14 protein-coding genes are annotated in these 19,554 nt (G+C 69.1%); 12 read left to right on the top strand and 2 right to left on the bottom strand.

All coding sequences use genetic code 11. The annotated features are described in order from the left end of the window. The first annotated feature begins 47 nt into the window (after positions 1–47). Genes rpoZ through AC3ZI9_RS07615 form a run of 4 tightly spaced genes read left to right on the top strand, consistent with a single transcriptional unit; the run spans position 48 to position 4,877 of the window. Complete coding sequence (rpoZ, locus tag AC3ZI9_RS07630; protein WP_444554906.1) at positions 48–314, top strand: DNA-directed RNA polymerase subunit omega; 267 nt, start codon at positions 48–50, stop codon at positions 312–314. A gap of 9 nt (positions 315–323) precedes the next feature. Beyond that, positions 324–1,595 carry a bifunctional phosphopantothenoylcysteine decarboxylase/phosphopantothenate--cysteine ligase CoaBC gene (gene coaBC / locus AC3ZI9_RS07625; protein ID WP_444566739.1) on the top strand — a complete coding sequence of 424 codons (1,272 nt, stop codon included), beginning with the start codon at positions 324–326 and terminating at the stop codon, positions 1,593–1,595. A 9-nt stretch (positions 1,596–1,604) separates the two neighbouring features. Next, a complete protein-coding gene (metK, locus tag AC3ZI9_RS07620) occupies positions 1,605–2,810 on the top strand; it encodes a methionine adenosyltransferase (protein WP_489923996.1) in 1,206 nt (401 codons plus the stop codon). A gap of 9 nt (positions 2,811–2,819) precedes the next feature. Further along, a complete protein-coding gene (locus tag AC3ZI9_RS07615; RefSeq protein ID WP_489923995.1) occupies positions 2,820–4,877 on the top strand; it encodes a primosomal protein N' in 2,058 nt (685 codons plus the stop codon). On the opposite strand, the gene AC3ZI9_RS07610 is transcribed toward AC3ZI9_RS07615, so the two are convergent. Then, the gene (locus tag AC3ZI9_RS07610) at positions 4,874–5,755 is read right to left on the bottom strand and encodes an alpha/beta fold hydrolase (protein ID WP_444554910.1); all 882 of its coding nucleotides are present in this window, start codon (positions 5,753–5,755) and stop codon (positions 4,874–4,876) included. The genes AC3ZI9_RS07615 and AC3ZI9_RS07610 overlap by 4 nt on opposite strands. Positions 5,756–5,781: 26 nt before the next feature. Then, entirely contained in the window at positions 5,782–6,804 is a 1,023-nt protein-coding gene (locus tag AC3ZI9_RS07605) for a sugar-binding transcriptional regulator (protein ID WP_489923994.1), read from the bottom strand. A gap of 125 nt (positions 6,805–6,929) precedes the next feature. Here AC3ZI9_RS07605 and AC3ZI9_RS07600 point away from each other — a divergent pair, with 125 nt between their 5' ends. From AC3ZI9_RS07600 to holA, 8 genes are all read left to right on the top strand, one after another. Beyond that, positions 6,930–8,633, top strand: coding sequence for a glycerol-3-phosphate dehydrogenase/oxidase (locus AC3ZI9_RS07600; RefSeq protein WP_444554912.1), 1,704 nt, complete (start codon positions 6,930–6,932; stop codon positions 8,631–8,633). A 132-nt stretch (positions 8,634–8,765) separates the two neighbouring features. Continuing rightward, the gene (locus AC3ZI9_RS07595) at positions 8,766–9,494 is read left to right on the top strand and encodes an MIP/aquaporin family protein (protein ID WP_444554913.1); all 729 of its coding nucleotides are present in this window, start codon (positions 8,766–8,768) and stop codon (positions 9,492–9,494) included. A gap of 123 nt (positions 9,495–9,617) precedes the next feature. Further along, the gene (gene glpK, locus AC3ZI9_RS07590; protein ID WP_444554914.1) at positions 9,618–11,132 is read left to right on the top strand and encodes a glycerol kinase GlpK; all 1,515 of its coding nucleotides are present in this window, start codon (positions 9,618–9,620) and stop codon (positions 11,130–11,132) included. A gap of 210 nt (positions 11,133–11,342) precedes the next feature. Continuing rightward, positions 11,343–13,886, top strand: a complete 2,544-nt coding sequence (leuS, locus tag AC3ZI9_RS07585; RefSeq protein WP_489923993.1) for a leucine--tRNA ligase — start codon at positions 11,343–11,345, stop codon at positions 13,884–13,886. Between the two features lie 9 nt (positions 13,887–13,895). Then, positions 13,896–14,951 carry a DegV family protein gene (locus tag AC3ZI9_RS07580; RefSeq protein ID WP_489923992.1) on the top strand — a complete coding sequence of 352 codons (1,056 nt, stop codon included), beginning with the start codon at positions 13,896–13,898 and terminating at the stop codon, positions 14,949–14,951. Positions 14,952–15,042: 91 nt separating this feature from the next. Continuing rightward, positions 15,043–15,855, top strand: a complete 813-nt coding sequence (locus AC3ZI9_RS07575; protein ID WP_489923991.1) for a ComEA family DNA-binding protein — start codon at positions 15,043–15,045, stop codon at positions 15,853–15,855. Between the two features lie 19 nt (positions 15,856–15,874). Beyond that, a complete protein-coding gene (locus tag AC3ZI9_RS07570) occupies positions 15,875–18,472 on the top strand; it encodes a ComEC/Rec2 family competence protein (RefSeq protein ID WP_489923990.1) in 2,598 nt (865 codons plus the stop codon). A 6-nt stretch (positions 18,473–18,478) separates the two neighbouring features. Next, positions 18,479–19,531 carry a DNA polymerase III subunit delta gene (gene holA / locus AC3ZI9_RS07565; protein WP_444554919.1) on the top strand — a complete coding sequence of 351 codons (1,053 nt, stop codon included), beginning with the start codon at positions 18,479–18,481 and terminating at the stop codon, positions 19,529–19,531. The last annotated feature ends 23 nt before the right edge of the window (positions 19,532–19,554 follow it).

The raw sequence follows: 19,554 nt of genomic DNA, 5'->3' as shown, positions 1-19,554 counted from the left end.
CGGGGCCGACCGGCACCGACGAACACCACACAGAATTTGGAGGCTTCGTGTCTACGAACACCGAAGGCATCATCAATCCGCCGATCGACGAGCTGCTGACCACCACGGATTCCAAGTACGCCTTGGTGATCAACTCGGCCAAGCGGGCCCGCCAGATCAACGCCTACTACTCGCAGCTGCATGAGGGCCTCTTCGAGTACGTCGGCCCGCTGGTCGACACCCAGTTGAACGAAAAGCCGCTCTCCATCGCCCTGCGCGAAATCAACGAGGGCCTGCTGCAGGTCAAGCCGCTCGACGCCGACGACGCGCAGTAGCGCCACCCCGTGAAGGCCCAGCAGCGCATCGTCCTCGGAGTAGGCGGCGGGATCGCCGCCTATAAGGTGGCGGGGCTGCTGCGCCTGTTCACGGAATCGGGCCACCGGGTCGACGTCGTCCCCACCGAAGCCTCGCTCCGGTTCGTCGGCAAGGCCACGTGGGAGGCCCTCTCGGGGCGCCCGGTGCGCACCAGTGTGTTCGAGGCCGTGGAGGACGTGAACCATGTCCTCCTCGGCCAGGACGCCGATCTGATCGTCATCGCCCCGGCGACGGCCGATCTGCTGGCCCGCCTGGCCGCCGGGATGGCCAACGACCTGCTGACCAATACGGTGCTGGCCTCCACCGCCCCGATCGTGGTGGCCCCGGCCATGCACACCGGGATGTGGGAGAACCCCGCCACCACCACCAATGTCGCCACCCTGCGTTCGCGCGGGATCACCGTCATCGACCCCGCCGTGGGCCGTTTGACCGGCAAGGACACCGGTGCCGGACGCCTGCCCGAGGCGTCGCAGATCTTCGACGTCGCCCAACGTTTCCTGATCCCCTCCGGGGCCACGGGCCCACGGACCCCCATGGAGGAGCCGACGACGGGGGAGGGACCCCTGGCGGGCCGCACCGTCGTCGTCACCGCCGGGGGCACCCGGGAACCATTGGACCCCGTCCGCTTCCTGGGCAACCGCTCCTCCGGCAGGCAAGGTACGGCCATCGCCCGGGCCGCCCTGGCCGCCGGCGCCACCGTGCGACTGGTCGCCGCCCATCTGGAGACCGAGGTCCCCGCCGGCGTCGAGCTGACCACCGCCTCCACCGCGCTGGAACTACGGGACGCCGTCAGCGAGGCCTGCCAGGGGGCCGATGCGGTCATCATGGCCGCCGCCGTCGCCGATTTCCGTCCCGCCGACTACGCCGGCACCAAGATCAAGAAGACCGGCGAGGACGGGGCCCCCGGCCTGACGCTGGTGCGCAACCCCGACATCCTGGCCTCACTGGTCGAACACCGCCGGGACCATCCCGAGGAGGGCCCGGCCCTGATCGTCGGCTTCGCCGCCGAAACCGGCGACACCGAAAACTCCGTGCTGGAATACGGCCACGCCAAACTCGTGCGCAAGGGCTGTGACCTGCTGGTCGTCAATGAGGTCTCCGCCACGTTGGGCTTCGGCACCGAAGACAACACGGTCACCATCCTGGCCTCCGACGGCGCCGAACCCACCCGGATCGACGGGAGCAAGGACGAGGTGGCCCGCGGACTCATCGCGACGGTGGGGACCCTCCTGAACCGGTAGAGTGATCGGGTGACTTCCCAGAACCCCTCCCTGCGCCTGTTCAGTTCCGAATCCGTCACTGAAGGCCACCCAGACAAGATCTGCGACCAGATCAGCGATGCCATCCTCGATGAGATGCTCGCCCAGGACCCGAATTCCCGCGTCGCCGTGGAAACGCTGGTCACCACCGGTCTGGTGCACGTCGCCGGTGAAGTCACCACGGCCGGATACGTCGAGATCCCGCATCTGGTGCGCAAGACCATCCTGGACATCGGCTACGACTCCTCGGCCAACGGATTCGACGGGGCCCGCTGCGGCGTCTCGGTCTCCATCGGCCAGCAATCCCAGGAGATCGCCGACGGCGTGTTCAACTCCTGGGAACAACGCGAAGGCACCGGCCAGGATCCCCGGGACGCCCAGGGCGCCGGGGACCAGGGCATCATGTTCGGCTATGCCTCCGACGAGACCCCCGTGTTGATGCCCACCCCCATCTGGCTGGCCCAACGGCTATCCGAAAAACTCACCGAGGTCCGCAAGACCGGGGCCCAGCCGCTTCTGCGTCCCGACGGCAAGACCCAGGTCACCATTGGCTACGACGGGGACGTCCCGGTCTCGGTGGAGACCATCGTCGTCTCCTCCCAGCATGCCCGCGAACTCGAACTCGAGGCGCTGCGCACCGATCTGCACGAACTGGTGGTGCGCCCGGTGCTGGCCGGAACCGATCTGGACATCTCCAACACCCGGATCATCCTCAACCCCTCCGGCCCGTTCATCATCGGTGGCCCGGTCGGCGATGCCGGGCTGACCGGACGCAAGATCATCGTCGATACCTACGGCGGCTTCGCCCGGCACGGCGGCGGGGCCTTCTCCGGCAAGGACCCCTCCAAGGTCGACCGTTCGGCCGCCTACGCGATGCGGTGGATCGCCAAGAACGTGGTGGCCGCCGGGCTGGCCCGCCGCGCGGAAATCCAGGTCGCCTACGCCATCGGCGTGGCCCGGCCCGTGGGGCTGTACGTGGAGACCTTCGGTACCGAAACCGTGGATCCGCTGAAGATCGCCAGCGCCATCGAGGAGGTCTTCGATCTGCGCCCGCTGGGGATCATCGAGGATCTGGATCTGAAGCGTCCCGTCTATCAGCGCACCGCCGCCCACGGCCACTTCGGCCGCGAGGAACCGGGGTTCACCTGGGAGCAGACCAACCGCGTCGGGGCGCTGCGCCACTACTTCAACCTCTAGGAGGGCCTCGTGGACCGGTCAGCCGCAGAGCCCGAGCAGCCCACGCTGCTGCAGGGCTTCGACGTGCGCCGGCCCCTGCCCACCGGGGTCACCCCGGCGGCCTCGCTGCCCGTGGCCCGGGTCCTGCTCGACACCCAGGTCCCGCATCTGGACCGGCTCTACGACTACCTGGTGCCCGCGGAACTGGAGGCCCGGGCCATCCCCGGGGTACGCATCCGGGCCCGTTTCGGCGGGCAGGAACTGACCGGATATCTCGTGGAACGACTGGCCGAAACCGACCCCGGGGTGAGCTTGCAGCCACTGGGGAAGATCGTCTCCGACGAGGTCGTCCTGCGCCCCGAGGTCCTGCGGCTATGCCGGGCCGTCGCGGACCGCTACGCCGGAACCCTTCCCGATGTCGTCCGCTCCGCCATCCCCCCGCGGATGGCCCGCGTCGAAACCGAGACCAGTGCCGCCGACGCCTCCGATGCCCCACGGGCCGCACTCCCGGCGGCCCCCACCGACGAGGGCCCGCGCGTGACGCCGTCGTCGGTGCCGGAGTACGACGGTGGAGCAGGGTTCCTGGAGTCGCTGGCCGGCGGCGGCGCCCCCCGGGCCGTGCTCAGCGTGATGCCCAACCAGCCGGGGGGCTGGCCTGCCCTGCTCGGCGAAGCGGTGGGAGCCTGCCTGGATTCGGGGCGGGGGGCCCTGGTCGTCGTCCCCGATGCCCGCGACCTGGATCGGGCCGCCGAGACCTTGACCGCCCTGCTGGGCCCGGCGGTCGTCGCCCGGCTCAGCGCCGAGGACGGGGCCACCCCGCGCTACCGGGAATTCCTGCGGATCTCCCGCGGCCAGGCATCGGTGGCGGTGGGGACCCGGTCGGCGGCCTACGCCCCGGTCCACGACCTGGGACTGGTGGTGCTGTGGGAGGACCAGGATTCCAGCCACGCCGAACCACGGGCCCCCTACCAGCACGCCCGCGAAACCCTGCTGCTGCGGTGCCAACTGGCCGGCTGCGCCCTGCTGATGGCCGGGACCTCGCGCAGCGCCGAGGCCCAGCGCCTCGTGTTGACCGGGTGGGCCGCCGAACTGACGGCCCCGCGGGCCCTGTTGCGGGCCCAGGCGCCCCGGGTGGTGGCCAGCTCCGATTCCTTCGAGCAGGAACGTGACCCGGTCCTGCATGCCGCCCGGCTGCCGAAGCTGGCCTGGTCGACGGCGTCGAAGGCGCTGGAGCACGGTCCGGTGCTGGTACAGGTGGCCCGGACCGGCTTCCTGCCGGCCGTGCGCTGTGAACGCTGCCGCGAACCGGTGCGGTGCCCCGCCTGTTCCGGCCCTCTGGGTCTGGATCATTCCTCCGCCGTCCCCGGCTGCCGGTGGTGCGGGGAACAGGCCCCGAACTGGTCCTGCCCCACCTGTGGGGGGCGGCGTCTGCGGGCCGCGGCCATCGGGGCCGACCGCACGGCGGAGGAACTGGGCCGGGCCTTCCCCAAGGTCCCGGTCGTCAGCGCCACCGGCGGCCTGCCCCGCCGTCGTGTCCCGGGATCCCCGTCGCTGGTGGTCGCCACCCCGGGGGCCGAGCCGGTGGCCGAGGGCGGCTACGCCGCGGTGCTGCTGTTGGACGGGGACCGCATGCTCGCCCGCGATGAACTGCGCACCGGGGAGGAAGTGCTCCACCGCTGGCTCGCGGCCGCCTCCCTGGGCAGGTCATCACGGGATGGTGGCGTGGTGGTCATCGCGGCGGGGGAGTCCGATCCGGTCCGCGCCCTGGTGCGCTGGGATGCCGCCGGCTATGCCGAACGCGAGCTGAACCTGCGGCGTGAACTGGAGCTGCCCCCCGCGGTGCGCACGGCCTCCCTCTCGGGTCCCGCCCTGGCGGCCGACGCCTTTGCCGAAGCACTCGAACTTCCCGAATCGGTCAGGCTCACCGGACCGGTGATCGAAGAGGACGGGGTCCACCGGTGGCTGCTGTTCTTCTCCTACGGCCAGGGCGGACCGGTCTGCGCTGAACTGCGCCGGGTCAAGGCCAGGTCCTCGGCCAACCGCGATCCGGTGGTCGCGGTACGCGTCGACCCGCAGGGCCTGCTCTAGTTCTTGCCGGTCAGGAAACCGGTGATCATCCTGGCCGCGGTCCGCGGGCGTTCGTAGTGGATCAGGTGCCCCACCCCGGCGATGACCTCGACCCTGGCCTGCGGGAACCTGGCCGCCAAGGAATACTGCCCCTCGATGGAGCCGAGGTCGTCGAGGGCGCCGACGATCAGCAGGGTCGGCTCCTCCACCTCGGCGGCGACGTCACGGACCGTATCGGTGATCGAGGAGGCGAAGGCCTCCTGCAGGCTGGCCCGGGTGGCGAAGCGGCTGAAATAGCGCCGGTGCTGGTCCACCACATAGGCCTGGGTCCGCGGATCCCCGGAGGTGCCCATCGCGGCCGACATGACATCGACGATCAGCCGGTTGCGCAGCACCGCCAGGCCCAGGCGTTCGGGCAACATCCGACCGGCGGCGTAGTAGCCGGCCGCGACCCGGGAGAAGACGGCCTGGCTGCCCTCCAGCGCCGGTTCGCAGATGGGGTTGATCAGCACCAGCGAGGCGAACCTGCCGGGATGTTCGGCCAGGTAGCGGGAGGCGACGATCGTTCCGAAGGAGTGCCCCAGCAGGACGGCCGAGGCCGGGATCCCCAGCTCGGCGCGCACGGTTTCGATGACCCCCGCCTGGGTGGCCGCGTCGTGGCGGGCGTCGGGGTAGGCCGTGGAATCACCGAACCCGGGCAGGTCGGGAACGATGACGGTGTAGCCGGGAAGGTTGCGCACCAGCAGGTCCAGTCCGTGGTGGTCCCCACGGAACCCATGGATCGCCAGGATGATCCCCTGCGAGGGGCCCCGGGAGGGGTAGGTCCTGACCGCCAGGTCCGAGCCCAGGTGTCGGTGGCGGGTGACCCAGGGGGCGCGGTAGTCGGAAGGGATGTCCATGGGATGAGCCTATCGGCCGCCGGTGCTCATTTAAGCAACCGCCAGGCGGTCCCCTCGTCGATCACCAGATCGGTCATCAGCCGGCCCTCCAGTGCGCCGCGGACGGCTTCGAGCTTGCCCCGGCCGGCGACGATCGCCAGCCGTTGCGGAACCCGGCGCAGGGCGTCGAGCGGGGGACCGGTGGAGCGGTCGTTCATCGAGATCGAGTCGTCACTGCCATCGCGACGGTAGAAGACGGTGGCCACGTCCCCGACCACCCCTTGTTCACGCAAGGCGGCGGCTTCCCGGGCGCTGACATAGCCTCCGCGGTAGATCTGGCTGGGGACCGCGGCGTCGATGGAGCCCAGCCCGAAGACCGCCAAACGGCACTCTGACTGGGTGTCCAGCACGCGGCGGACAGATCGTTCCTGCCACATGGCGGCCCGGGTCTCGGCCCGGTCGAAGAAGGCGGGGACCGGGAACTGTTCCACCCGGGCGGTGAAGGCCGCCCCGAACCTGAAGAGGATCTCGCTGGCATAGGAGATGCCCGTGGTCTGCGGGTTGGCGGCGCCGTTGAGTTGGACGAAGACCGTGTCATGGGTGGGTTTATGCACCAGGTGCCGGCTCAACGCGGTCAGCGTGGACCCCCAGGCCAGCCCGACGGTCATTCCCGAAGAGATCAGCGGTTGGACCACATGGGCCCCGTGGGCGGCCACGCGTTCGAGGACCTCGGCCTCACTGAGAGAACCGTCGGTGGGCACCACATGGGCCCTGACCCCGTATCTGGTTTCCATGGCCCTGACCAACGACGTGGCCCGGCCCCGCGGGGGATTCAACTCGATCTTGACCAGGCCATTGCGCTTGGCCAGTGACAGCAAGCGGGACACGGTGGACCGGGAGACCCCCAGGTCCCGGGCAATGGCCTCCATGGTCAGTTCCTGGACGTAGTACAGCTGGGCCGCCCGCAGCGCATCGCGTTCGCGCCGGTCACCGGAGGTGTGTCGTACGCCATGAACGTTCGGGTCACCGGATCCGTTCTCCGGATCCTCCTCCAGCGGGTCGTACGGCATGATTCCTCCGCTTCCTGCACGTTTGTGCATTCCGATTGACGGCAACGTCCTCCACTGGACAGACTACTGGGCGGTTGCCCGTTCAGGGGCCAACAGTTCCATTTCGCAGCAAAGGACAGATCTAAGTGTCATCCACGCAAGCAGCCCGTCCTGCCGTTTCCCGGTTGTCGGAGAGGCCCCGTGCCCAGGTCCTCATCGTCGGAGGAGGAATCAATGGCGTCGCCACCTTCCGCTACCTGGCCCTGCAGGGCATCGACGTCGCGCTGGTGGAGCGCGGGGACTACTGCCAGGGGGCCTCCGGCGCCTCCTCGCATATGATCCACGGCGGAATCCGGTACCTGGAAAACGGCGAGTTCCGCCTCGTCCACGAATCGGTGCAGGAACGCAACACGCTGCTGGCCATCGCCCCGCACTACGTCAAGCCGCTGCGCACCACCATCCCGATCTTCTCCACCTTCTCGGGGATCCTCAGCGCCCCGGCCCGCTTCCTGACCCACCGCAACGGCAAGCCGCAGGAACGCGGGGCCCTGCTGATCAAGGCCGGCCTGATGATGTATGACGCCTTCGCCGGCTCCGGACGGCTGACCGAACGCCACCGGTTCCACGGCCGTCGCCGGGCCCTGCACGATCTGCCGGCACTGCGCCAGGACGTGAAGTACGCGGCCACCTACTTCGACGCCTCCGTGCACAACCCCGAACGCCTCACCCTCGATGTGCTCCAGGACGGCCTGCGCGCCAACCCGGACTCACGGGCCTCCAACTACGTCTCCCTGGTCAACGAGCACGACGGCGTGGCGACGTTGCGCGACGAACTCACCGGCGAGGAATTCGAGTTCACGGCCCCGGTGATCGTCAACGCCACCGGCGCCTGGGTCGATGAGACCAACCACGCCCTGGGTCAGGACAGCCGGTTCATGGGAGGGACCAAGGGCTCGCATATCGTCCTGGACAGCCCCGAACTGCTCGCCGCCTGCGGCGGCCGGGAGATCTTCTTCGAGCACAGCGACGGACGCATCGTGTTGATCTACCCGATGGGGGACCGGGTCCTGGTGGGCACCACCGACATCGACGCGGACCCGGGCGAGCCGGCACGCTGCACCGAAGAGGAAGTGGACTACTTCTTCGATCTGATCAACCATGTTTTCCCCGAGGTCGCCGTCTCGCGGCAGGAGATCGTCTACCGCTTCTCAGGCATCCGCCCGCTGCCCCGCCACGACGACACCCAGCCCGGCTTCGTCTCGCGTGACTACCGCATCGAAAAGCGATCGGGCGGCCAAGGGTCCACGATGCTCAGCCTGGTCGGCGGCAAATGGACCACCTTCCGGGCCCTGGCCGAACACCTGGGAGGCGAAGTGCTCACGGCACTGGGACGCCCCTCCGGGCCGGATACCAGCGCCCTGGCCATCGGCGGCGGCGTGGACTACCCGCGCAACGACGTCGAACGCGAACAGTGGATCTCCGCCAGGACTTCACGGGCAAGCCGCGACCGACTGGCCGTCCTGCTCGAACGCTACGGTACCCGTGCCGACGAGGTCCTGGAGGCCAGCGGCGAGCAGGACGCCCTGCTGCTGAGCTGCGACGAACTCAGCGTCGACGAACTGGCCCACATGGCCCGCCACGAGCAGGTCGGACGGCTGGTCGACGTGTTCATCCGCAGGACCTCGCTGGCCTTCCGCGGCCTGGTCACCACCGCGCTCATCGACGAATGCGCCGAGGTCCTGGCCCCCGTGCTGGGGTGGGACGCCACACGCGTGGCCAGCGAACGCGCAGAGACCCATCGCGTACTCTCCGAAGAGCACGGCGTCACCTTCTCCCCGGCAGCCGCCTAGGGACCCTCGCCCGACCGTGCCACCGGGCACGGTCGGGCCCCCATTTTTCCGCATCGGCGATCGCCGGGAGCCGGATCACCGCGGGACATCAACTGATGCCCCGCCCCATTCCACACAACGTAGGAGTCAACGATGTCTCTACAAGTCTTCAGTGCGGAAGCACTCGGCACCATGGTGCTGATGCTTCTCGGCTGTGGCGTCGTCGCCAATGCCGTCCTGAGGGGCGCCAAGGGCAATAACGGCAATTTCCTCATGGTCAACTTCGGCTGGGGGCTCGGCGTCTTCGCCGGTGTCTGGGTCGCCGCGGTCTCCGGCGCACACATCAACCCCGCCGTCACCGTCGGCCTGCTGGTCAACCCCAACGTCCACGAGTATGCCCCGGGCGTGGCCATCACGCTGGTGAACACGCTGCTCTACTTCGCCGCCCAGATGATCGGCGCCATCATCGGTGCCGTCCTGGCCTACCTTTCCTATAAGCAGCACTTCGACGCCGAAGAGGACCCGGCGGCCAAGCTGGGCGTCTTCGCCACCGGCCCCGTCTACCGGCATAAGGGCTGGAACCTGCTCACGGAGATCATCGCGACCTTCGTCCTGGTCTTCGTCATCGCCGGTTTCGGACTGACCCCCAACGGACTCGGCCCGCTGGCCGTGGCCTTCCTCGTGGTGGGCATCGGTGCCTCCCTCGGTGGACCGACCGGCTACGCGATCAACCCGGCCCGTGACCTCGGACCCCGGATCGCCCACGCCTTCCTTCCGATCAAGGGCAAGGGACCCAGCGACTGGAGCTACTCCTGGATCCCCGTCGTCGGCCCCCTGGTCGGCGGAGCCTTGGGCGGCGTCTCCGGAGGCCTGCTCTTCTAACGCCTCCGTGCGCACCTCGACCCCGCGGCCAGGACCCATGTCCTAGACTGCCAGCACACGATCGTGTGGTGCGCGTCACGGCATCATCTGCCCCATCACCGGTACTTCGAAGGGAAGCAACCCATGACCAAGAACATCATCGCCATCGACCAGGGCACCACGAGTTCGCGTGCCATCATCTTCGACCACGACGGAGCCATCGTCTCCGTTGGACAGAAGGAACACGAGCAGATCTTCCCCAAGGCGGGATGGGTCGAGCACGACGCCGAGGAGATCTGGACCAACGTCCGTGAAGTCGTCGGCAGCGCCCTGTCCAAGGCGAACCTCACCCGGCACGACATCGCCGCGGTGGGCATCACCAACCAGCGCGAGACCACGGTGGTCTGGGACAAGAACACCGGCAAGCCCGTTTATAATGCCATCGTCTGGCAGGACACCCGGACCCAGGACACCGTCGACGAGCTCTCCGCCGACGGCGGCGGGGACCGCTACAAGGACCGGGTGGGTCTGCCGTTGGCCCCCTACTTCTCGGGCACCAAGATCAAGTGGATCCTGGACAACGTCGACGGGGTCCGCGAACGCGCCGAAGCAGGGGACCTGCTGTTCGGCAACACCGATACCTGGGTGACCTGGAACCTGACCGGCGGTACCGACGGCGGCGTCCACATCACCGATGTCACCAACGCCTCCCGCACCTTGTTCATGGACCTGAAGACGCTGGCCTGGGACGAGGGAATCCTGGCCGATTTCGGGGTCCCGGTCTCGATGATGCCGACCATCAAGTCCTCCTCGGAGGTCTACGGCACGGTGCACACCAACCAGCTGTTGCGCGAGGTCCCCGTGGCGGGCATCCTCGGTGACCAGCAGGCCGCCACCTTCGGCCAGACCGCCTTCAAGGCCGGCGAGGCGAAGAACACCTACGGCACCGGTTGCTTCCTGATCTTCAACACGGGCGAGGAGATCGTGAAGTCCTCCAACGGGCTGCTCACCACCGTGGCCTACCAGCTCGAGGGGGAGAAGCCGGTCTATGCACTGGAGGGCTCGATCGCCGTGGCCGGCTCCCTGGTGCAATGGCTGCGTGACAACATCGGCATGATCTCCTCCGCCGCAGAGGTCGAGGACCTGGCCGCGCAGGCCGAGGACAACGGCGGGGTGTACATCGTTCCGGCGTTCTCGGGCCTCTTCGCCCCCTACTGGCGTCCCGACGCCCGCGGCGCCATGGTCGGGCTCACGCGTTTCGCCAACCGCTCCCATATCGCCCGGGCCGCCATGGAAGCCACGGCGTTCCAGACCCGGGAGGTCCTGGACGCGGTCAACGCCGACGCCGAAGTCCCGCTGACCGAACTGCGGGTCGACGGCGGCATGGTCGCCAACGAGACCCTCATGCAGTTCCAGGCCGATATGCTCGGCGTCCCGGTCGTCCGCCCCGAGGTCACCGAGACCACGGCCCTGGGCGCCGCCTACGCCGCCGGACTGGCCGTCGGGTTCTGGACCGACCGTGATGAGCTGCGCGCCAAGTGGGCCGAGGACAAGCGGTGGGAACCCGAAATGGACCCCACCGAACGCGACCGTCAGATGCGTTTGTGGAAGAAGGCCGTCACCAAGACCTTCGACTGGGTCGACGAGGACGTCCTCTAGGCCCGCCAACCCCTCCACGACCTGCAGCGCGGGGCCGTGACACCCCAGGTGTCACGGCCCCGCCGTGCTGTAGACTGGGACCATGTCAGCAGTCCTACGTCCTTCCTAGCCGGGCCCGAACCGTCCGGCTGCCCCTTGGATGCCAAGGGGTATTTTCATGTTCGGTCCTCGTGGGAACCCCGCGGGGACCCCGGCGCGGGCCGGGACTGGATGACCAACCGAATCTGCACTACCAGAAGGCGACCCACCGTGAGCACAGAGGCACCCGGAACCCCGGAGACCGGCACCACCTACAGCTTCAGCGAGCTGGAGGCACGGTGGCAACCCGTGTGGGAGGAACTGGGGGTCTTCACCCCGAAGGACGACGGCAGCGCCGAACGCCGGTATGTCCTGGACATGTTCCCCTACCCCTCGGGCGACCTGCATATGGGCCATGCCGAGGCCTTCGCCATGGGCGACGTGGTGGCCCGCTACTGGCGCCAGCAGGGCTATGACGTCCTGCACCCGATCGGCTGGGACTCCTTCGGCCTGCCCGCGGAGAACGCGGCCATCAAGCGCAACGCCCACCCCGCGGAGTGGACGTATAAGAACATCGAAACCCAGGCGGCGTCCTTCAAGCGCTATGCCATCAGCGCCGACTGGTCCCGACGGATCCACACCTCCGATCCGGAGTACTACCGCTGGACCCAGTGGCTGTTCACCCGCTTCTACGACAAGGGACTGGCCTACCGCAAGGACCACCCGGTGAACTGGTGCCCCAAGGACCAGACGGTGTTGGCCAACGAGCAGGTCGTCAACGGCACCTGCGAACGCTGCGGAACCGCCGTGACGAAGAAGTCGCTGAACCAGTGGTACTTCAAGATCACCGACTATGCCGATCGCCTGCTCGAGGACATGGAAGGGCTCAAGGGCCACTGGCCCGAACGCGTCCTGGCCATGCAGCGCAACTGGATCGGGCGCTCCGAGGGCGCCCATGTCGATTTCGTCATCGAACCCACCGCCGAGGATCCGGCCGACCACCAGGTGACGGTCTTCACCACCCGCCCCGACACCCTCCACGGGGCGACGTTCTTCGTCGTGGCCGCCGACGCCGACCTGGCCGCCGATCTGGTCGCCCCGGAGCGCCGCGCGGAGCTGGCCACCTACCAGGACCAGGTCAAGGCCCTGAGCGAAATCGAACGCCAGTCCACCGAACGCACCAAGACCGGTGTCTTCCTCGGACGCCATGCCATCAACCCGCTCAATGGCGAACGCCTGCCGGTCTGGGCCGCCGACTATGTCCTGGCCGACTACGGAACCGGGGCCATCATGTCGGTGCCCGCCCACGACCAGCGCGACCTGGACTTCGCCCGGACCTTCGACCTGCCCATCCGGGTCGTCCTGGACACCGGAGAAGAGGACCCGGCCTCCAGCGGGGTCGCCACCACCGGCGAGGGCACCCTGGTCAACTCCGGGGAGCTCGACGGGCTGGAGAAGGACGCAGCGATCGCCCGCGCCGTGGAGATCGTCGAAGCCGCGGGAACCGGCCGGCATACGGTGAACTACCGGCTGCGCGACTGGCTGCTCTCACGCCAGCGTTTCTGGGGGACCCCCATCCCGATCATCCATTGCCCGGACTGCGGCGAGGTCCCGGTCCCGGACGACCAACTGCCGGTCCGTCTGCCGGATGACCTGCGCGGGGAACAACTGGCCCCGCAAGGCACCTCCCCGCTGGCTGCTGCCACCGACTGGGTCAACACCACCTGCCCCTCCTGCGGTGGTGCCGCAATGCGCGACACCGACACCATGGACACCTTCGTGGACTCCTCGTGGTATTTCCTGCGCTTCCTGTCCCCGGACTACACCGACGGACCCTTCGACCCGGACACCGCCAACGCGTGGATGCCGGTGGGGCAGTACGTCGGCGGGGTGGAGCACGCGATCCTGCACCTGCTCTACGCGCGGTTCTTCACCAAGGTCATCCACGATCTGGGACTCATCGAGGCCACCGAGCCCTTCGCCGCCCTGCTGAACCAGGGCCAGGTCCTCAACGGCGGCAAGGCCATGAGCAAATCCTTGGGCAACGGGGTGGACCTGGGCGAACAGCTCGACAAGTACGGGGTCGACGCCGTGCGTCTGACCATGATCTTCGCCTCGCCCCCGGAGGACGACGTCGACTGGGCGGATGTCTCCCCGGCCGCCGCCGGGAAGTTCCTGGCCCGTGCCTGGCGCCTGGCCCAGGATGTCGACAGCGAACCGGGGGCCGATCCGGCCACCGGCGACCAGGGGTTGCGTACCGTCACCCACCGCGCCGTCGCCGAAGCCGCCGAACTGCTGGATTCGGGCAAGTTCAACGTGGTGGTGGCCAAGCTGATGGAAATGGTGAACGCCACCCGCAAGGTCATCGATTCCGGGGTCGGTTCCTCCGATCCGGCAGTGCGCGAGGCCGCCGAAGCCGTCGCAGTGATCCTGAGCTTGTTCTCCCCGTATACCGCCGAGGACATGTGGGAGCAGCTGGGCCATGGCCCCTCGGTCGCCAACGCCGGCTGGCCGACGGTCGATCCGGCCCTGTTGGTCCAGGACACGGTCGTGGCCATCGTGCAGATCAAGGGCAAAGTGCGCGATCGCCTCAGTGTCCCGGCGGATATCAGCGAAGAGGACCTGCGGGCCCTGGCCCTGGCTTCGGAGCCGATCCAACGGGCCCTGGACGGGCGCGAACTGCGGACCGTGATCGTGCGGGCCCCGAAGCTCGTGAACCTCGTTCCGGTCTCCTAGGGTAGGGACATGCCTTCAGCCCCGCGCCGGGGCGACCCCACGCCCCAGCCCCCGGGTCGTTCCCCCGGCTTCCTCGAACGGTTGCTTCCCCGCGATCGGCGCCACCGGGCGCGGGGGAGGAGCGGTCCGCGTACCGCGGTGGTGACCGATACCGCCTCGGCCATCCCCGCCGCCTGGGCCCAGGAGCACGCCGAACATCTGCGCGTCCTGCCCCTTCCCGTGATGATCGACGGACAGATCTACACGGAAGGACTGGACGACGTCGAGACGGCACTGGCAATGGCCTTGGCCACCGGGGCCTCCGTGCAGACCTCCCGTCCCGCCCCCGGCGCCTTCCAACGCACCTATGAATCCCTGGCCGCCGCCGGCTTCGAGCGGATCTACTCGCTCCATCTGTCCCAAGGTCTCTCCGGAACCGTGGACGCGGCCTGTTGGGCGGCGGAGCAGGTCGAGGTCGAGGTCACCGTGATGGACACCAGGACCGTGGGGCTGGCCCAGGGACTGGCCGTCATGGACGCCGTGTTGGCCGCCGAGGCCGGGGCCGGCGCGCAGGAACTGGAAGCCGGGGTCCGGCGGGCGCAGGACCATGGGCTGTACTTCGTGGTCCCCAGCTTGGAACAGCTACGCAAGGGCGGGCGGATCGGCGCCGCGGCAAGCATGTTCGGCACCCTGTTGGCGGTCAAGCCCCTGCTGGCCATCGAGAACGGGCGCATCGGAGTGCACGAGAAGGTGCGCACCATGCCGCGGGCCATGTCCCGTCTGGTGGAGATCTCCCGCGAGGAGGCCGCTGCCGCACCGGCCGGGGCCCGGATCGCCGTGCACTATTTCGGCAACCCCGATCAGGCCCACGAACTGTGTGCCGAGCTGGAAAGCTCCAGTGTCGGCGATGTCCTGTGCGAGCCGCTCCCCACCGTGCTGGCAGCCCATGCCGGCGCCGGGGTCCTGGCCGTGGTCATTGCCGCCCTTGCCCCGCCGGACAACCCTGACGAACCGGTCGATGCCGCGGCGCCGTCCGAACAGGATCCCCCCGAAGACGACGCCCCAGGATCCACCGTCCCGGCCTGACCCGGTCCTCCACAGCCGTCGGGCCACCGGGGTTCTCCACATCCGGCCAACCCGGGGCGCCGCCGAGGAACGCGGTTCCTAGGCTGGGAACATGGTCCGACACCGTTGGGAACAGCGCACCGCTACGGCAGCGGGCCCTGTTCCCCGGACACGTTTCCGTTTTCGGCTGGGGCGCGGGGCCATCATGTGCCTGCTGTTCACCGCCGTCATCTGGATCGCTGCCAGTCTGCTCTTCCATCCGCCCGAAGGCGCGGGACAACAACTGGACTCCGTGGCCCTGGATCCCAGCGCCGCCACCGGCCCGGCGTCGACCCCGCCCAGCACCCCCGGCCCGGGCACCACCTCGGGCCACCCTCCCTCAGCCGAGGGATCCAGCCCCACCGGGTCGGACCCGGGGCAGGCCTCCGGGGCGGCGGCCGCCGGGACCGCGTCGGTCCTGGTCCACGTGGCCGGAGCGGTGAAGAAGCCCGGGGTCTACCATTTCGCCCCCGGGGCCCGGGCCGAGGATGCCGTTCGTTCCGCCGGGGGACTGGCCAGCGGTGCGGCCCCCGCGGCGATCAACCTGGCGGCCCCCCTGGTGGACGGCCAACAACTGTATCTGCCCACCACCAAGGAACTTCCCGGGGCGGGCGGCACGGAAAGACCCCCGAACGGCGCCGGACCCGGGGCAGGGCCCGGCGGCGCAGCCGGTGCCGGCGCGCGGGAGGCGGGCCCGATCAACATCAACAGTGCCGATGCCGCCGGTCTGCAGGAATTGCCGGGCATCGGCCCGGCCCTCTCCGCGAGGATCATCGACTTCCGGGCGGCGAACGGCCCCTTTGCCTCGATGACGGAATTGGATGCCGTGTCCGGAATCGGTCCGGCCATGATGGAACGGCTCGAACCGCTGGTCCGGTTCAACTGATGGCCCCGGCGGCGCTGCCATGTTGAGCCGCGATGGCGCCGGCTTTCTCCAGCGCCTGCTGTCCCGCTGGGCCCGTCCCGACGCCGGTACCGCTTCGGGCCCCGTCGACGACGGTTACCTGGACCTGCGCAGCCTCGCGGCAGCGGCCGGGGCGTGGGCGGCCGCCTGGGAACTGGTCCGACATGACCCTGCCCTGGCGCGGATACTGACCGTGGCCCTGGGGCTCCTCCTGGTCTTTCTCTTCGGGGTGTTGATGCGCAACCGGGGACTGCTGGCCTGGTCCCGTCATTGGTGGACGCCGGTGGCTGCCGCCGCAGTGGGGGTCTTCCTGGTCTCGGCCGCGATCTCGACCCACTCCCTGGCCCAGATGGACCCGACCTTCGCCGCCCTGGCCGCGACGTCGTCCACCCTGCGGGTGGAAGCGGTGGTCACCGGGGATCCCCGCCGGATCGAAACGGGAGGAGCGGCCCATACGGGGGAACCGATCGTCGGACAACACGCCGCCGAGGAACGTCCGGAACCGACGGCGAGGCTCATGGTCGATGTCCGGATCCTCAAATACTCGGCCCATGGAAACTGGCATGCCGGGGCCGCCGAGGCGGTCCTGGTCTTGGACGCGGGCCGGGCGGGCCCCGGGGCGGAACCACTACCGGGTCGGATCGTCTCCGGGCTGGCACGTCTCAGCCCGGCGGAGCCCGGGGAACGCCAGGGCTACTGGCTCAGGGCCGTCGCTTCCATGCAGACCCGGGACACGCCCTCGCCGGAACCGGTCTCCGAGCAATGGCGACGACGCTTCGTACTGGAGTCGGCGGTGCTTCCCGGCACCGGTCCGGCGCTCCTGCCCGGCATGGTGATGGGGGACCGTTCGGCCCAGGGCCCCGAACTGGACAGCGCCATGAAAACCGCTGGGCTGGCTCATTTGACTGCGGTGAGCGGGGCCAACGTGGCGATGATCCTGGGCAGTGTGTTGTGGTTGTGCCGCTTCTGCGGGGTGAATCGATGGTTAGCCCTGGGTGCCTCGCTGGTGACCCTGGTCGGGTTCGTCATCCTGGTCCATCCCGAACCCAGCGTCATCCGCGCCGCGGTGATGGGGGCCGTGGGTGCGGTGGCCGTCTACCTGGGCAGGGGACGCCAGGCACTGACCGCCCTCTGCGTCTGTGTCTGCGGGGTGCTGGCCTGGGATCCCTGGTTCGCCCGGGAACCCGCCTTCCAGCTCTCAGTCCTTGCCACCGCCGGGATAGTACTCATGGGTGCCCGGCTGGGGGCGCTGGCCCGACGCATCATGCCGGGATGGCTGGCCGACGGGGTGGCCATCAGCACCAGTGCCCAGCTCTTCTGCCTCCCGGTGTTGTTGGGCATGAATCCTGCCTTCAGCCTCTATGCGGTTCCGGCGAACGTCCTGGCGGCCCCCTTGGTCCCGCTGGTCACCGTGGCCGGCATGTCGGCACTGCTGCTCTGTGCCGTGCCGGGACCCTGGGCGCAGCCACTGATCTGGCTGGCCGGGATCCCGGCGGACTGGATCGGGATGTTGGGCCGGCTGGTCCATGGCCTGCCCGGCGCATTGCTTCCGTGGCCGGAAGGACCCGGTGGCCGCGGGGCCGCGGTTCTGTTGGCCTTAATGGCCCTGGTCGCGGTGTGGCTTGCCGCCACGCCGGCGGCAGAGGCCGGGCCCCACCCCGGACGCTGGGCCTGGCTGCGCCCGTTCGCCGGCGGCCGCTGGGCCTCGAGGACCGGGCCCGCCCCCGGAACAGGACGCAGGACCGTCGCCGGGGCCGCCGCGTTGGGGTGCCTGGGCCTATTGGCAGGACTCACGCTTCCGGCAACAGCCTGGTGGCCGGACCCGCCCGGGCCGTGGCAGGTCGCGGGCTGCGACGTCGGGCAGGGGGATTCCTTTGTCCTGCGCTCCGCCCCCGATCATGCCGTCGTGATCGACACGGGGCTGGACCCCGACGTCGTCGATGATTGTCTGGACGAACTCGGGGTCCACACCATTGATGCCTTGTTCATCACCCATCTGCACGCCGATCACGCCGGCGGAGTGGAAGGGGCGGTTCGGGGCAGGATGGTGGAACAGGCCTTCTACTCCACGGGAACGGACAGCACCGAACTACCGGGACTTCCACAGGGGCTGGAGGCCACGGTTCCCGAGGTCGGGCAGACCGGATCCGCCGGCCCGGTCAGTTGGGAGGTCATCGGGCCCATCGGGGATCCGCGGGGGGAAGAGGAAAACGATGCCTCCCTGGTCGTGGTCTTCCGGATGGCAGCCCCTGGTCATCCGCCCTTCACTCTGCTGGCCACCGGGGACCTGGAGGAGCAGGCCATGGACGCGGTGCTCCGGGCCCACCCCGAGCTGCAGGTGGACGTGTTGAAGGTCAGCCATCACGGGGCGAAGAACGGCGGGACGGCCGTCATCGACCAATCCGGGGCCCGGGTGGCCCTGATCGGTGTGGGGGGCGGGAACAGCTACGGCCATCCCACCCCGAAGATCCTCAAGGCGTTGCATGAAGCCGGCATGCACACGTTCCGCACCGACCTCAACGGGACCATCCGTTTGCGCGTCACGCCCACGGGGGAGCTGGTGATCACCGGACGACCTGTCCGGCCCTCGGGACGATAGGATGCAATGTCAGACTCCAATGGAAGGTGGATCAGGGTGGCCAATAAGACCTCGGGCCCGTCCCGGGCCTCGGGAACGCGTGCACAGGACCGCACCGGCTGGCGCCAGGCCGCCCCCGCCCCGCTGGTCCTTCTCCAGGGACCCGAGGCCTACCTTGCCGGAAGGGTCATCGAATCGATCCGCCGGCAGGTTCGCCACCGCGACGGGGACGCCGAGGTGACGGCCTTCGATGCGTCGACCTACCAGCGCGGCGAGCTGCTGCTGGCAGCCAGCCCCTCCCTGTTCGGTGAGGCCAAGATCATCGAGGCCACCTCGCTGGCGACCATGAACGAGGACTTCCTCGACGACGCGCTCGCCTACGCGGCCTCCCCGGCCCAGGACGTGGTCATGATCCTGCACCACTCCGGGGGCAACCGCGGCAAGAAGGTCCTTGATGCACTCAAGGCCGCCGGGGCCCGGGTCATCGACTGCCAGCCGTTGAAGAGGGACTCCGAGAAGGTCGAGTTCGTCTCCCACGAATTCAAGGAGGCCCGCCGCAGGATCCTTCCCGAGGCCACCCGTGCCCTCGTGGCAGCCGTCGGCGCCGATCTGGGCGAATTGGCGGCGGCCTGCTCGCAATTGATCCAGGACACCACGGGTGAGGTCGATCAGGAGACCGTGGACCGGTACTTCGGCGGGCGGGTGGAAGCCACCGGCTTCAAGGTGGCCGATGCCGCCCTGTCGGGTCGTGGCCCCGCGGCCTTGGGGGCCCTGCGCCATGCCCTGGCCACCGGTACCGACCCGGTCCCCATCGTCGCGGCACTGGCCATGAAACTGCGTCAGGTGGCCAAGGTCTCCGGGCAACGCCGTTCCGCAGGATCCATGGCCCAGGAGTTCGGCATGGCACCGTGGCAGATCCAACAGGCCCAGGAGCAGGCCCGCTTTTTCTCCTCCGATGACCTGGTGCGTTGCCTGCGCCTGGTGGCCGAGGCGGATGCCCAGGTCAAGGGTGCTTCCCGCGATCCGCGCTATGCGGTGGAGCGGGCCGTCACCGGGATCGCCCTGGCTGCCCGGCGCTGAAGCCAGGGCCCCGGGGGCATTAA

Source organism: Arthrobacter sp. AOP36-F1-5, from assembly GCF_058137995.1.
This window is presented reverse-complemented; position numbering and strand designations above follow the sequence as displayed.

What these genes read in the sequence shown, in the direction of transcription:
- AC3ZI9_RS07605 (WP_489923994.1), bottom strand. Translation starts at nt 6,804, where the DNA reads ATGCCGTACGACCCGCTGGAGGAGGATCCGGAGAACGGATCCGGTGAC.
- AC3ZI9_RS07595 (WP_444554913.1), top strand. Translation starts at nt 8,766, where the DNA reads ATGTCTCTACAAGTCTTCAGTGCGGAAGCACTCGGCACCATGGTGCTG.
- AC3ZI9_RS07580 (WP_489923992.1), top strand. Translation starts at nt 13,896, where the DNA reads ATGCCTTCAGCCCCGCGCCGGGGCGACCCCACGCCCCAGCCCCCGGGT.
- holA (WP_444554919.1), top strand. Translation starts at nt 18,479, where the DNA reads ATGTCAGACTCCAATGGAAGGTGGATCAGGGTGGCCAATAAGACCTCG.
- AC3ZI9_RS07575 (WP_489923991.1), top strand. Translation starts at nt 15,043, where the DNA reads ATGGTCCGACACCGTTGGGAACAGCGCACCGCTACGGCAGCGGGCCCT.
- AC3ZI9_RS07610 (WP_444554910.1), bottom strand. Translation starts at nt 5,755, where the DNA reads ATGGACATCCCTTCCGACTACCGCGCCCCCTGGGTCACCCGCCACCGA.
- AC3ZI9_RS07570 (WP_489923990.1), top strand. Translation starts at nt 15,875, where the DNA reads ATGTTGAGCCGCGATGGCGCCGGCTTTCTCCAGCGCCTGCTGTCCCGC.
- glpK (WP_444554914.1), top strand. Translation starts at nt 9,618, where the DNA reads ATGACCAAGAACATCATCGCCATCGACCAGGGCACCACGAGTTCGCGT.
- leuS (WP_489923993.1), top strand. Translation starts at nt 11,343, where the DNA reads ATGACCAACCGAATCTGCACTACCAGAAGGCGACCCACCGTGAGCACA.